The sequence below is a fragment of the Gordonia sp. G4 genome (assembly GCF_057770005.1).
Genome location: NZ_CM173442.1, coordinates 1,031,147 through 1,044,771 on the forward strand (window position 1 = coordinate 1,031,147; position 13,625 = coordinate 1,044,771).

A 13,625-nucleotide genomic window follows, 5' to 3' on the forward strand; every position below is an offset into this window, starting at 1 on the left:
GGCGTGACGACCCCGAACCACACCAGGTCAGGGTCCGCGGATTCCGGCCACGCGACAGACCGTCGTCGTCGGCTCTCCTCGGCCCGCCTCTACCTGTGCACCGACGCCCGACGCGAGCGCGGCGACCTCCTCGATTTCGTCGGCGCCGCGCTGGCGGGCGGCGTCGACATCGTGCAGCTCCGCGACAAGAACTCGCCGGGTGAACGCGAGTTCGGGACGCTGGAGGCGCGGGAGGAGCTCGAGATCCTCGCGGGACTGCGGGCGATCACCGACGCGCACGGTGCGCTGCTGGCGGTCAACGATCGCGCCGACATCGCGGCGCTCGCCGGCGCCGACGTCCTGCACGTGGGACAGGGCGACCTGTCGCCGTCGGCGGCCCGCCGGATCGTCGGCCGCGACGTCGTCATCGGCGCCTCGACCCACGACCCCGAGCAGGCTGCCGCCGCGATCTCCGACGAAGACGTCGACTACTTCTGCGTCGGCCCGTGCTGGACCACGCCCACCAAACCCGGCCGCGCCGCCGCCGGCCTCGACCTCGTGTCCGCCACTGCGAAAATGCTTTCGGGGGCAACGCAATCGGCGAAACCGTGGTTTGCCATCGGCGGGATCGACGCCGGCCGCGTCGGCGAGGTCACCGCGCTCGGGGCACGGCGCATCGTCGTGGTGCGCGCCATCACCGCCGCCGCCGACCCGACCGCCGCGGCCCGGGAACTCGCCGGGATGCTGTAGCGAGTCGTCGTCGGGGACGAAACAGGTTTGCCCGGTCGGTGTCGCGGGTCTATGGTGGACCGATCATGTTGTGCATCACGAGCATTCTCGTAACCCGCCGCAGCGGGGTCTGAATCTGACCGACCCCCCGCTGCGGGTCGGTTGCGCTCTGGTGTCGGTCACCCGTTCTTCGACCGAAATCGGTTACCGAGATGCACCCTCTTCATCTGACTCATCGATCCTGTTCGTGGCATGAGCGCGACGACCGGCGCGGTGGCGATCTGTTCACCGAGCGGTACGGCCGTCCGCTTCCCCCTGGAATGCACGAGGAGGCCACCGGGATGACCTGGCAGGAATTCACCGACGAGTACTCCCGCGGCGGCACGATCCGGCTCGGGTCATGGTCGGTCGCGTCGTGTTCGGGCGACCTGGTCGAGTGCCGGGCGACGCTCGCGATCGCCGACCGCATCAGATCCTGCAGCGCCGTCGCCGCCGGCCCGGTCGGTGCGATGACGTCGATCCTCCACGACGTCGGAGCCCCCGTTCAGATCGTCCGTCTGCATCAGCGGGTCGTCGACGGCGTGGTCACGACGTTCCTGCTGTGCGAAAACGACGGCCGCCATGCCTGGGCCGCCGGCGAGGGTGCGAGCAGCGACGAGGCGAACGTCCACGCGCTGGTCGCGGGCGCGAACCGGCTCCTGGACGGCGGACGGGGTCGGGGCGTGACCTCCTCCGCTCCCTGAGGTGCGAGGAGCGCTAGCGACGAGCCTCGAAGGGTCCCGCCCCAGTCAGTTCAGCTCAGCTCTGGGGGTCCAGCATCGCGATGCGCTCGCGGAGGGTGGGCCAGGCGAGCCCGAACGCGGGGTGCAGCGGCAACTGGTCCACCCGCTTCTCGTCGACCCACCGCAGCTCGGTGGACTCGAAGTTGGCGACCGTGCGGACCGGCGTGTCGGTCTCGGCGATGACGGTCGTGTAGGTCCATCCGCCGGGCGACTCGTGGGTGACGACCGCCGCGACGACGCGAAGGTCGTCCCCGGTGATACCGGCTTCCTCCTGGGCCTCGCGGATCGCCGTGTCGATGGCGCCCTCATGCGAGTCGCGGGCGCCGCCGGGCAGCGCCCAGGTGCCACCCTGATGCGACCACGCGGCGCGGTGCTGGAGGAGTACACCGGTCGTTCCCTCCGGCAGCGGCGCCCGCAACAACAGGCCTGCCGCTCCGTGGATTCCCCAATATCGTGAACCGTCGGGATCGATCACCCAGCCGTCGCCGTCGCCGCGCACCACGCCTCCTCGCATCCCGATCGCCTCGACCGGGTGCCTCCACCGTAAGTGAGACGCGCGCCACCTGCCAGGAACATCGCAAACCGGTGCCGACCACGGGGGCGAGAACCGTGCGGAGACGCCGGTTTCACGCAGCGCGAGCCGAACGACCGAGGTCGGCGACGCGGCGTCGGTCAACCCGGAGGAACCCTGCCCGATGGCATAGGGTGAAACACGCACGACCCGGTGAACGATGACCCAAGTGACACAACACCTGGCGTTGATCGCCCGGCCACGCGAATCCGGAACGGGGAACCGGTGACCGTACGACCGCACCGGAGACGATCCAGCGTTTGAGAAGGGATCAGGTAGGTGACCGGCGACGCGTCCTCCGTGCGGACGGCGCTGACGCGTGGCGGTCGCACGATCCGGCCGGCGCAGGCCTCGCCCCCGATCCGCCAGGTGCTCGCCGACCGTCGCGAACTCGTCGCCACCGCCCGGGAACGCGCCCAGTCGCCCTTCCAGACCATCCGCCACTTCGCGGTCACGACCCCTGGCAAACTCATCATCATCTGCGGCATCCTGGCGCTGGGCTGTCTGAGCACCGGGCTGTACGCATCGACGGTTCTCGAAGACCGCACCCAGACCCTGCAGCGCCTCATCGATCGGACCGAGCCGCTCGCCGAGGCCGCCCAGGTCCTCTACAGCTCACTGTCGATCGCCGACGCCTCGGCCAACGCGGCGTTCATCTCCGGCGGACTCGAGACCCCTGATCTGCGGCAGCGCTACTCGGATGCGTTGGCGACGGCGTCGTCGTCGTTGATCCTGGCGACCGGTACCTCCAGCGAGCCCGGTTCCGGGATGACGTCGGACCGGTCGGAGCAGGCGGTCAGCGCCGATCTGGAGACGCTGTCGACGTCGATCCCGGTGTACAGCGGACTCATCGAGACGGCGCGGACCAACAACCGGCTCGGCAATCCGGTGGGGTCGGCGTATCTCGGACAGGCGTCGTCGATGATGCAGGATCAGATCCTGCCGGCCGCGCAGCGTCTCTACGAACGACGTTCGATGGCCATCGCCGATCCACAGCAGACGCTGACCCGTCCGCCCTGGACCGTCTACGCACCGCTGTTGTTCCTGCTCGCCGCGCTGGTGCTGACGTCCCGCTATCTCGCGCGCCGGACCCGCAGACGGTTCAACGTCGGGGTCGTCGCCGCCGTCTTCGCCCTCGGCATCGGGACCCTGTGGCTGCTCGCCTCCGGCCTGATGTCGGTCGCCGCGACCAGCGACGCCCGCACCGAGGGAGCCGACCCGCTCCGCGACCTGACCGCTGCGCGCATCCTCACCCAGCAGGCACGGTCGGCCGAGACGCTGTCCCTCATCCGCCGCGGCGACCAGGGCGGTCTGGAACGCAGCTTCTCCGTCGCGACGAGCGAGATCGGCACCATCGTCGACGACGTGCGCGAGGGAACCGAGGACGGTGACAGCGCCGTCACCCCCGAGCAGCTGGACACGGTCACCGCGGCGCTGACGGAGTGGCGGCGCACCGACGCCGCCGTCCGCCGCTACATCCAGACCGGGAACTTCGGGCTCGCGCGCCTGCACACCGTCGGCGACGGGCCGGACAGTTCCGCGCGCGCCTACACCGCGGTCGACACCGCCCTGGTCGATGCGATCACCACCGCCCGGAACTCGTTCCGGGACGACATCAACACCGCGCAGCGCGTACTCGGGTTCACCGGTACCGGCATCCTGCTGCTCACCGTCTTCGCCGGCGTCGCGGTCGTGGGCGGTCTCATCCCCCGGATCCGGGAGTACCGATGACGACCACGCGCTCGGCTCGCCGCCTGCTGACCGTCGTGGTCGTGCTCGCGCTCACCGGTCTGGTCGCGACGGGATGCGTGCGTTTTCCCGCACCCGAATCACCGCCGCCGACCGCCACCGCCGGGTCGCCCGTGCTGCCCGGCGTGCAGGTCGACGTGCCCGTCGAACCCCCACCGAGTTCCGAGGCATGCAACGCGACGCTGACCCTGCGGCCACCCGCCCAGATGCCGCTTGCCCGTCAGATGCCACCTAATTCGACGATGGCCGGGATCCTGGAACGCGGCCGGCTCATCGTCGGCCTCGACATCGGCTCCAACCTGTTCAGCTTCCGCGATCCGATCACCGGCGACATCCAGGGTTTCGACGTCGACATCGCGCACGAGATCGCCGGGGCCATCTTCGGGGACGACCGCCGGATCGAATTCCAGGTCCTGAGTTCCGCGCAGCGCATCGACGCGCTGCGGGACATGACCGTCGACGTGGTGATCAAGACGATGAGCATCACCTGCGACCGATTGCGCGACATCAGCTTCTCCGCCCCTTATTACGTTGCCTCGCAGCGGATTCTGTCTTTCCGGAACTCGAACGTCTCCGGTCCGGATCAACTCGCGGGCAAACGCGTCTGCGCGGCGCGCGGGACGACCTCGATCGGTCGCATCCAGTCGATCCAGCCACGCGCGCGCATGGTCAGCACCACCACCTGGGCCGACTGCCTGGTGCTCATGCAGCAGGGCCAGATCGATGCGGTGACGTCGGACGACGCGATCCTCGCGGGCCTCGCCGCGCAGGACCCATGGGTCCGGGTCGTCGGTCCCAGCCTCGGCGAGGAGTTCTACGGCGTCGGGATTCCCAAGGGGCAGGACGACATGGTCCGCTTCGTCAACGGGGTGCTCGAGCGCATTCGCGTCACCGGTCGCTGGCAGGAGATCCGCGACCGCTGGTTGTCCATCCTCGACAGTGGGTACGGCGCACCCCAGCCGTACTACCGGGACTGATGCCCATGGACCGCACCGCCCGCGACGACGAGCCGGACGACGTGCGCGGCGATTCGCGCGCCCACACGGAGGGCGACGAGCTGGGCACCCAGCGGGTCTCGCTCGACTCGCTTCTCGGGGATGACGACCCACACGGGAGCGACGCCGAGACCACCGCGAAGGTCACCGAGGTCGGCACCCAGAAGGCCGACCTCGCGGCACTCACCGCCGGCTCCGACGACACGACCGATCCACGGCCCGGGCGCCGCGCCGACCCGGGTGTCGGAACACAGGCGGTCGCACCGGTGTTCACCGTCGGGGTCGACCCCGACGACCGGACCGACCGCGTCGTCCGATCCCGTCCGGCCGTACCCCATCCCGAACCCGACTCGGGTCCGCTCGGCCGGCGACTGGTGCCGCATCGTCGGCCTCCGGTGCACGAACGCCGGCTCGGCAGTGGCCTGGTCGAGATGCCGAAGATCACCGACATCGAACCCGCCGATGCCGTCATCGACGACCCGGTGATCGCCGACAGCAAGCGGTTCTGCTGGCGCTGCGGCAAACCGGTCGGCCGACGGGAGGGCGAGGGTGCCGGCCCCCCGACCGGCGACTGCGGCAACTGTGGCGCCCGGTACTCGTTCGTCCCGGGCCTGGCGCCGGGCACGCTGGTCGCCGACCAGTACGAGATCGCCGGCGCGATCGCCCACGGCGGCCTCGGCTGGATCTACCTCGCCATCGACCGCAACGTCAGTGATCGGCCCGTCGTCCTCAAAGGTCTGCTGAATTCCTCGGATTCGGAGGCCCAGCGCGTCGCGGTCGCGGAGCGGCAGTTCCTGGCCTCGGTCAACCATCCCGGGATCGTGAAGATCTACAACTTCGTCGAGCACGTCGACGACGATGACCGCTTCGGGTACATCGTGATGGAGTACATCGGCGGCCAGACGCTCAAGCAGATCACCGGAGGTGATCCCGACAACGCCCTGCTCTCGGTGGAGCAGGGTTTGGCCTACATCCTGGAAGTACTTCTCGCCGTGGGCTATCTGCATTCGGTCGGACTGGTCTACAACGACGTCAAACCCGAGAACATCATGGTCGGCAGCGACGAGGTGAAGCTGATCGATCTCGGCGCCGTCTCCCCGATCAACGGTTACGGACACCTGTACGGGACGCCCGGCTTCCAGGCACCGGAGATCGTCAAGACCGGACCGCAGATCGCGACCGACATCTACAGCATCGGGCGCACGCTCGCAGTCCTCACCGTGCCGATGGAGATGCGGAACGGGCGCTACGTCGACGGCCTGCCCGCCGCGTCGAAAACGCCTGTCTTCCGGAACAATCCGTCGTACTACCGTCTCCTGCAGCGTGCCACGGCACCCGACCCGGCCGATCGCTTCGTCTCCGCGGAGGAGATGAGCACGCAGGTGCTGAACGTGCTGCGCGAGACGGTCGCCGTCCACACCGGGGTTCCGCGACCCGCACTGTCGACGGTGTTCACCCCGCAGCGCTCGACCTTCGGCACCGACCTCATGCTCGCGCCCGTCGACGGTTTCTTCGACCCCGATCAGGCGGCGTTCTACGACCCGGTGGACATCGCCAACGCGCTGCCCGTACCGCTGGTCAACCCGCTCGACCCGGCGGCGAGCCTGCTCACGTCGGCGGCGCTGTCGGATCCGCGTCAGACCCTCGACTCGATCAACACCGCGCGGGCGGAGGGTTTCGCCTCGCTCTTCGGCGGGCGGCCGGTCGAGAACGCCCACCCCTCACGGGAGATCGACCTGGCCGAGGCCCGCGCGCACCTGCAGCTCGACGACGTCGACACCGCGCTCGCCCTCCTCCAGGAAGTCCGCGCCCACCACGGCGATTCGTGGCGGGTCGAGTGGTACATGGGTATCTGCGCGCTGATGAACGACGAGCCCGAACTGGCCTATGAGCGCTTCGACGAGGTCCTGGGTGCGATGCCCGGTGAGGTCGCACCCAAGCTCGCCGTCGCGGGTACGGCCGAACTCATCGGCCGCTGGCTCGCCGACGAGAACGGTCCGGCAAAATCCGCGGAGAAGATCGCCAAACTGTATGACGTTGCGCAGCACCATTATCACGATCTGTGGCTGACCGATCACAGCATCGTGACCGCCGCGTTCGGTCTGGCCCGGCTCGCGGTGGCGGCCGGTGACATCGACGCCGCCATCCAGCCGCTCGACGAGGTTCCCGCGACCAGCCGCCACTTCAACACCGCACGCGCGACGGCGATCATCGCGCTCGTCCACGGACGGCCCACCGCGCAGGTGACCCGTGAGCAGATCGTCGAGGCGGCGCGGCGCCTGGAACAGATCCCGGACACCGAACCGCGCAAGGCCCGGATGCTGCTGATCGTGCTGGGCACCGCGCTGGGCTGGATTCACGACAACCCCGACGACGCCCTGCTGGACAAGGAGCCGTCGACGCTTCTCGGATTCCCGTTCACCGAGTACGGGATTCGCACCGGCACGGAGCGCTCGTTACGTCAGCTGGCACGTCTGACCCGCACCAACCGGGACCACCGGTTCATGCTCGTCGACCTCGCCAATTACGTTCGGCCGAACACGTTGTTCTAGGACGACCGGAACGGTGCTGTTGCACTGCGCACCAGCGAGTCTTTGCTGAGGAGATCCTCGAGGTGTGCCTCGACCAGCGACAGACGGGTGCGACGCACGCGCCGTGGTGGTCTTACGTCGATGACGTGGCTGATCGTCAGGCGCAGGTCATCGCAGTTTCGGTTGTCTGGGCGTGAGTGATCGCCGGACCGTGTCGGTGGTCCGTGGATCTCGTTGCGCACTGTGTTCAGGTGTGTCGTGAACCGCTGCGGTATGTCGGGTCGGCGGTTCAGGCGACCGGGGTTGGGTGGCGCGCCGGGTTCGGCGTTGAGTCGCCAGACGCAGCGGCCTTCGTCGGGTCCGGACCGTTCGATGCGGGTGGTGTACTGGCCGGGCTGGTCACCGACCATGCGATTGTGCCGCGGGCAGGCCGGCGCGAGGTCGTCGATGTCGGTGAGACCACCCTTGGCCCAGTCCTTGTGGGCGTGATGGAGTTCGACCTGGGTGGCGGGCTGATCGCACCCAGGTGCCGAGCACACTTCGCCGTCGGGGCGGGCGAAGGAGACGAGGCGTTGTTCGCGGGTGGCCAGACGCTTGCCGCGCCCGAAGTACAGGGGTACGGCGGTGGCGTCTTTGAAGATCGCCAACCACGGCTGAATGTCGCCGGCGGTCGCGACCAGGTCGGGAATGGGGATCAGGGTGCCCGTGGCGGTGGTGGCGAGGCCGGCTTCGCGGATCAAGTCACAGAGATCGGCTTTGATGATCAGCTGGACAGGTAGCCCACGGTGTGAGGTGCCGAGCAACCCGTCTTCGAGCACGGCTTTCAGCAGTGCGTTCAGCGCGTCGTGATTGATCTGGGCGGGGGTGCGCTCGTCGCGTTCCGCCGCGGCCACGAGTGCGTCCGGATCGGCATCTTCGAAAGAGCCTGTGGGCGAATGAGGATCATTGGGATTGTTCATGCCGGGTTTGGCCCATACCGCCAACAGCATGGTCACCCTGGCGGTCAGTTCGGGCGTCAGAGTGGCGGTCATCTTCGCGGTGCCGTCGGCGCGTTGCCGGTTGACCCACAGGCTACGGCGGCGCTTTCGCTCGTTCTCATCGGCGAGGGTGCCGTCCGGATCGAGATGGGCGAGCAACCGCGCGCCGAGTTGCGTGATCTCGGCAGGCGTGTGGGCTACGGCGACCTCGGCCATCTGACGTTCAGCAGCGACTTTCACGTCGTGGTCGACGGCGGTCGGGATGTGGTCGAGGACGTCGAGGGCTGCCTGGATGTGCGCGGTTCCGACAGTCCCTGTGGCGAAAGCTTCTGCCAGCGTGGGGTGTTCGGGTTCCAGACGGTCGCCGTTGAGGCAGGTGAGGGTGGCGGTGGCATTGAGGTGCTTGCGCCGTCGCACCGGGTTGGCGATGCGGAGGCGATGGTTCATGAACTGTGTGAGGGTGCGGTATCCGGTCTTGCGTGGCAGGTCGCGAGCCTCGACTTCGGCGACTTGGCGGTCGCCGGCGTAAGTGGTTCGAGCGATTGCACGTTCGGTGGCAGAGGCGACGTCGATCAGTTCCTCGTCGGTACACCGGGACAGGTCGACGGTCTGCAGTTCGTCGAGGATCGCGTGCAGCTCGGCCACCAGCTCGACTGCACGTGGTTGCAGCGAAGCGGATTCGTCGGACATGGTCACCCCCCCGGAGACATTGTCTCGAATATATGTGGCTCTTCTGACGCCAAAGTGGGTGCCTTCTCGCGAGCCTAACGCACGCAACGCCCAGTCTCACTTAGGTTTTGAGTTGCGAAAACAAAGACCAAAGGGAGTGGGCGTTGCGCACTGTCAGAGTACTGCAGAAGTTGCTGGGAATCGAGCGTGCCCGTGTCGTGGGTGTCAGGTTCGATGAGGATGATCGTGGGCAGGTCATCGTGGTGACACTGGAACTGCACGCGAACGCACGATCACGGTGCCCGCAGTGTAAGAAGCGGTGCCCTGGTTACGATCAGCCACCGGCACCGCGACGGTGGCGACATCTCGACATGGGTGGCTGGCGATGCTTCCTCGAGTTGCCCGCCAACCGCGTGAAGTGCCCTCGCCATGGTACGAAGACTGAGTTGGTTCCGTGGGCACGTCCGGAAGCGAAGATGACCAGGGCGTTCGACGACACCGTCGCATGGCTGTGCGCGCACGCCCCGATGACCGCGGTGAGTGCCTATCTACGGGTTTCCTGGCGGACGGTGTCTCGTATCGTCGAGCGCGTGGTCGACGACCATGTCGGACTTACTAAACGCTTGAACGGGTTGCGGCGTATCGGCATCGATGAAATCGCTTATCGCAAGGGCCGCAAGTACTTGGTCGTCGTGGTCAACCATGACACAGGTCAGTTGGTGTGGGCGGGTGAGGGCGCCAAGAAGGAGACCATCGAGCGATTCTTCGACGAACTGGGTGACGTGCGAGCACGCAAGATCACTCACATCAGTGCTGATGGCGCCGAATACATCGGTGCGGTCCTCGCTGAGCAGGCGCCGGGGGCGTACTGGTGTATGGACCCATTCCATGTGCTGCAGTGGGTTAATCAGGCGTTGGACCGGTGCCGGTCTCGGGTGATGAGCCGGATAGCCGGCTTGTCAAAGGTGGAACGCGGCCGATTGAGGTGGGCGTTGTTGAAGAATCCTGACGACCTCACCGAGAGTCAGGAGCGGCTGCAGTCCATCGTGGTCACCGATGCCAACAGTGTGCTGGCCCGTGCGTATCAGATGAAAGAAGAGATAAGGCACATACTTTCAGGTGCTTATTCCTCGTGTTGGGCGCCGTTGCGGCGCTGGTTGAAGAAGGCGGAGACCTGCGATATACCCGAGATTCGCACCCTGGCGCCGAGTATCCGTAAACGTGAGGTCCAGATCTTTAACGCGGTCGAGTGTCAGATGAGCAACGCGCGAGTCGAAGCAACGAACTGCCATCTGCGGTCATTGACGAAGCGGTCATACGGATTTCACACACCTGACGCTTTGATCGCGATGGCGAACCTCACCAGGGGTGGCGCATGCCCGGAACTTCCACATCGAATCTGACCGAAAACCGCCCACTTTCAGGTCAGGAGATCCATATATGTTCGAGTGTAGCGACTATGGCGCTGGTCTGCAACTGTGATGTATCAAGACATCGGTGACGGTTCTGCATCAGGACATTGGTGACACTTGGTGTGTCAGGACTTCGGTGACGGTGTGGTCTTCTTGGCGGGGCGTGGGCCGCGGGGCCGGCGGTTGCCGACGTATGTGATTCCAGGAGCTGGCCGGGGATGCTCGACGAGAACCTTTCCGTGGGCGTCGGCGATGACAACTGTGCTGTCGTCCACGGCGACAAGGACCTGGTCGAAGGCATAATCCACGTCGACCATGTAGGTGACTGCGTCCACGCTGATGGTGCCGGAGGTGCTGACGGTTCTGACCAGAACGCCGTCGGGCAGATCAGTGGGTGGTCGCAGTACAGGCCGTGGGCGCGGTGTGGGTCGGTCGAACAACGGCCGACCGGATTTAGGGTGTGGCGCATCGGCTTTCGTTGTTGCTTGCCACGCGGTTAGCGGTGTGACCCGCCCTGGGAGTCCTTGGTGAGGCCGTTGGGTGTTGTAGATGTGGTCGAACGCATCGACCTGGGCTTGCAGCTCGGCCCGTGTGTCGGCCAGCGGCTGTTTGTCCAGGTATCGGAACAGCGTCTGGTGGAACCGTTCATTCTTTCCTTGGGTGGTCGGCTTGTAGGGCTTGCCGGTGATTGTTTCGACCCCGAGCGCTTGGGCGTGTTTGACGAGCTGGCCGATGCGGCCGCGGCGCGAGGGGTTGAACGCGGGTCCGTTGTCGGTGAGGAGTCGTTGGGGTACTCCGTGCGCGGCGACTGCCTTGTCGAACACGGCGATCGCGGCTTCGGCGGTCTCACCGGCGGCCACATGGGAGCCCACGGCGTAGCGAGAGTGATCGTCGATGAGCTGCAGGATGACGCATCTGCGTCCGCCGGTCAGGACATATTCGGTGCCGTCGAGTTGCCAGCACGCGTTCGGTGCGGGATAGACGAACCGTCGCCATGCTGAGCGGGGTTTCTTCTTCGGCTCGTGGCGGGCGACGCCGGCCTGGCGGAAGATCCGTGCCAGCGATGCTGTCGAGGGGACCTGCGTCAGGCCCATCGACTGCATCTTGTCGTGCACGCTGATTGGTCCGTGATCCAGACCCGACGCCTCCAGGGCGGCGCGCACTGCTACCGCCTGTAATTTGACCTCAGCACTCAGCGCCGACGGGTTCGACTTCGGGCGGCGGGTCCGCGGTTCGAGGACCGCTGAGGGCCCGTCGGTCTTCGCGCGTTTACGTAACTCGTAGAACGACTTCCGGGAAATGCCTTGTTCGGTGCAGAACGTCGAGACTGATCCGCGGGGTGCATCATCGGGCCACTGCGAGATCGCCAGCCGCACAACAGGGTCGATGGGTTCATTAACTGCCACCGTCCCAGCGTTGAGGAAGGAAGTACCGATGTCCTGGGAGGATGGCCTCCCGCGTCGGGATGGCAGCGGTGCCCGCCCTCTGATGACCCGTTGGCGTCGACAAGTTAGGCAGATCTCAGGCCCGTGTGCTGATCGTTGAGTTCGAGCGCGTTGCTGAGTCGATCGTGGAACGGGTGGAATCGGCACACCTCGGCGTCTCTGGCATCCGCCGCTACATTGAGCGCCTACAACGAACACGAACTCGACGCTCGTACTCGCCAACGCGCGGAGGAGGCGCCGAGGATCGTGTCGAAGGCATTGCCCACATCAACCATGTAGGACAGCGTGACGCGGTGCCGGTATGCCGCTAAGCGGGTGCGGTGCCGATCGGTGGTCGGATGGCACCGCACCTGAGGCTCAGGCGATTGAGAGTCTGTTCTCGGCCGCCGCGAGGTGGTCGTAGGTCGGGTCGAGGAGCATCTCGTGGAGGTGGCGGCGGCGAACACCCATGTTGCCGCCGTCGTAGACGGGGAAGCAGAGTACGTCCTGCATGATGGGTGCGAGGCCGGTCCGGTCGCCGTAAGAGTCGATTCCGACCAATCGCATCGCGTCATAGACCGTCTGCACGGACAGTTCGGAGTTGTAGATTTTCACCATGTTGGACAGTTCGCGGTCCAGGCCGCCTGTCTTGTCGAAGTGATCGGCCGCTTTCCAGGCGAAGTAGCGTCCTGCCTCGATGCGGGTTTTGATGTCAGCGAGCATGTAGCCGGCGTTCTGGTGTTCGAGAACTGGAACCGAGCCCGAGCGCTTTTCGGTCTTTGTGAAGTCGTAGGCAATCTCGAAGGCCGCCCGCATCCGCCCAACCGCAGCGGCGCCGATGCTGGCACAGCTCCACGAGAAGGCGCCCTTGGTCAGCTTGAGTCCGTCGCCGGGCTTGCCGATCAGATTCTCGAGGGGTACTCGCACGTCCTTGAACTCCACGACCGGTGAGTTGGAGGCAACATGGCCGATGGTGTCGATCATGCCGACGATTTCCACGCCGGGGGTGCCCTTTTCGATCACGATGACGGCCAGCGACTCGGCCGGCGGCTTCGTCGGATCGGTTCGACACACCACGCTCATCACCTCTACGCCTTCCCCGTCTGACCAGCCTGAGGCGCTGGTGGTGTAGGCCTTGCGACCGTTGATCACCCACTCGTCCCCGTCTGGCACCGCGAACGTCTGAACGCCGAAGTCGGGGTCAGGGTGGTCGAAGTTAGCCCCGCCCGCCGCTTCGCTGAAGGCGATAGCGGCTAGCGAGGGACTACCGTCTATGAAGGGGGCGAAGAACCTCTCCTTTTGCTCGGGGGTGCCGCCTGCCACGATCGGGTACAGGCCGACTCCTCCAGCGATGAATGCGGTGGGGACGTTGACGTCGACCCGCGCTAGTTCCTCGGCGGCAAGAGCAAACTGCAGACTCGTGAGGCCATCGCCGCCATACTCCTTGGGGACCAGACCCTTGATGAAGCCCGCGTCCACCATTTGCTGGTAGATCGGCTTGAGGGCTCGAAATCTGTCCAACGGGTCGTCGAACGGAGCAATCGTGTCGGCGACCGTGCTGAGAACGCCTTCCGCGAAGTCGCGGGCTTGTTTGCGGAGGCCCATCTGTTCCTCGGACAACGTAAAGTCGATGGCCATGGGGTGCCTACTTCCTTCTTAGTAGTCGGGGGTTGTGCCAGACCGATGGTTGCTGCGCCCTGTTACCCCCCCGGGGTCCGGCGATATCCGACGTGTCAACTCCTGCTCACGCACGGCTAATGCCGTTGTGCGGACGCGCCACCCACTACCGCTGACCAAGCCGAGGCAC

General features: G+C 66.3%; 10 protein-coding genes. 6 read left to right on the forward strand and 4 right to left on the reverse strand.

What is annotated here, in order from left to right; genetic code table 11:
• Window positions 1-3 precede the first annotated feature (3 nt).
• Window positions 4-729 carry a thiamine phosphate synthase gene (thiE, locus tag AC3B5T_RS04485; RefSeq protein WP_488358278.1) on the forward strand — a complete coding sequence of 242 codons (726 nt, stop codon included), beginning with the start codon at window positions 4-6 and terminating at the stop codon, window positions 727-729.
• Between the two features lie 320 nt (window positions 730-1,049).
• Window positions 1,050-1,451 carry a hypothetical protein gene (locus AC3B5T_RS04490; protein ID WP_488358279.1) on the forward strand — a complete coding sequence of 134 codons (402 nt, stop codon included), beginning with the start codon at window positions 1,050-1,052 and terminating at the stop codon, window positions 1,449-1,451.
• Between the two features lie 55 nt (window positions 1,452-1,506).
• On the opposite strand, the gene AC3B5T_RS04495 is transcribed toward AC3B5T_RS04490, so the two are convergent.
• On the reverse strand, window positions 1,507-1,989 hold the full coding sequence (locus tag AC3B5T_RS04495; RefSeq protein ID WP_055476203.1) for an NUDIX hydrolase: 483 nt from the start codon (window positions 1,987-1,989) through the stop codon (window positions 1,507-1,509).
• A 351-nt stretch (window positions 1,990-2,340) separates the two neighbouring features.
• Here AC3B5T_RS04495 and AC3B5T_RS04500 point away from each other — a divergent pair, with 351 nt between their 5' ends.
• The 3 genes from AC3B5T_RS04500 to AC3B5T_RS04510 are packed head-to-tail and all read left to right on the forward strand — an operon-like array spanning window position 2,341 to window position 7,357.
• Window positions 2,341-3,792 carry a hypothetical protein gene (locus tag AC3B5T_RS04500; protein ID WP_488358280.1) on the forward strand — a complete coding sequence of 484 codons (1,452 nt, stop codon included), beginning with the start codon at window positions 2,341-2,343 and terminating at the stop codon, window positions 3,790-3,792.
• Window positions 3,789-4,787, forward strand: a complete 999-nt coding sequence (locus AC3B5T_RS04505) for a glutamate ABC transporter substrate-binding protein (protein WP_488358281.1) — start codon at window positions 3,789-3,791, stop codon at window positions 4,785-4,787. The genes AC3B5T_RS04500 and AC3B5T_RS04505 overlap by 4 nt, the downstream gene beginning before the upstream one ends.
• Before the next feature lie 5 nt (window positions 4,788-4,792).
• Entirely contained in the window at window positions 4,793-7,357 is a 2,565-nt protein-coding gene (locus AC3B5T_RS04510; protein ID WP_488358282.1) for a serine/threonine-protein kinase, read from the forward strand.
• On the opposite strand, the gene AC3B5T_RS04515 is transcribed toward AC3B5T_RS04510, so the two are convergent.
• On the reverse strand, window positions 7,354-9,003 hold the full coding sequence (locus AC3B5T_RS04515; protein ID WP_488358283.1) for an HNH endonuclease signature motif containing protein: 1,650 nt from the start codon (window positions 9,001-9,003) through the stop codon (window positions 7,354-7,356). The two genes, AC3B5T_RS04510 and AC3B5T_RS04515, sit on opposite strands and share 4 nt — an antisense overlap.
• A gap of 143 nt (window positions 9,004-9,146) precedes the next feature.
• On the opposite strand from AC3B5T_RS04515, the gene AC3B5T_RS04520 reads away from it, so the two are divergent.
• Window positions 9,147-10,385 carry an ISL3 family transposase gene (locus AC3B5T_RS04520; RefSeq protein ID WP_488357563.1) on the forward strand — a complete coding sequence of 413 codons (1,239 nt, stop codon included), beginning with the start codon at window positions 9,147-9,149 and terminating at the stop codon, window positions 10,383-10,385.
• Between the two features lie 134 nt (window positions 10,386-10,519).
• On the opposite strand, the gene AC3B5T_RS04525 is transcribed toward AC3B5T_RS04520, so the two are convergent.
• The gene (locus AC3B5T_RS04525; protein WP_488358284.1) at window positions 10,520-11,800 is read right to left on the reverse strand and encodes a DDE-type integrase/transposase/recombinase; all 1,281 of its coding nucleotides are present in this window, start codon (window positions 11,798-11,800) and stop codon (window positions 10,520-10,522) included.
• Window positions 11,801-12,196: 396 nt separating this feature from the next.
• The gene (locus AC3B5T_RS04530) at window positions 12,197-13,456 is read right to left on the reverse strand and encodes an acyl-CoA dehydrogenase family protein (protein WP_488358285.1); all 1,260 of its coding nucleotides are present in this window, start codon (window positions 13,454-13,456) and stop codon (window positions 12,197-12,199) included.
• Between the last annotated feature and the right edge of the window lie 169 nt (window positions 13,457-13,625).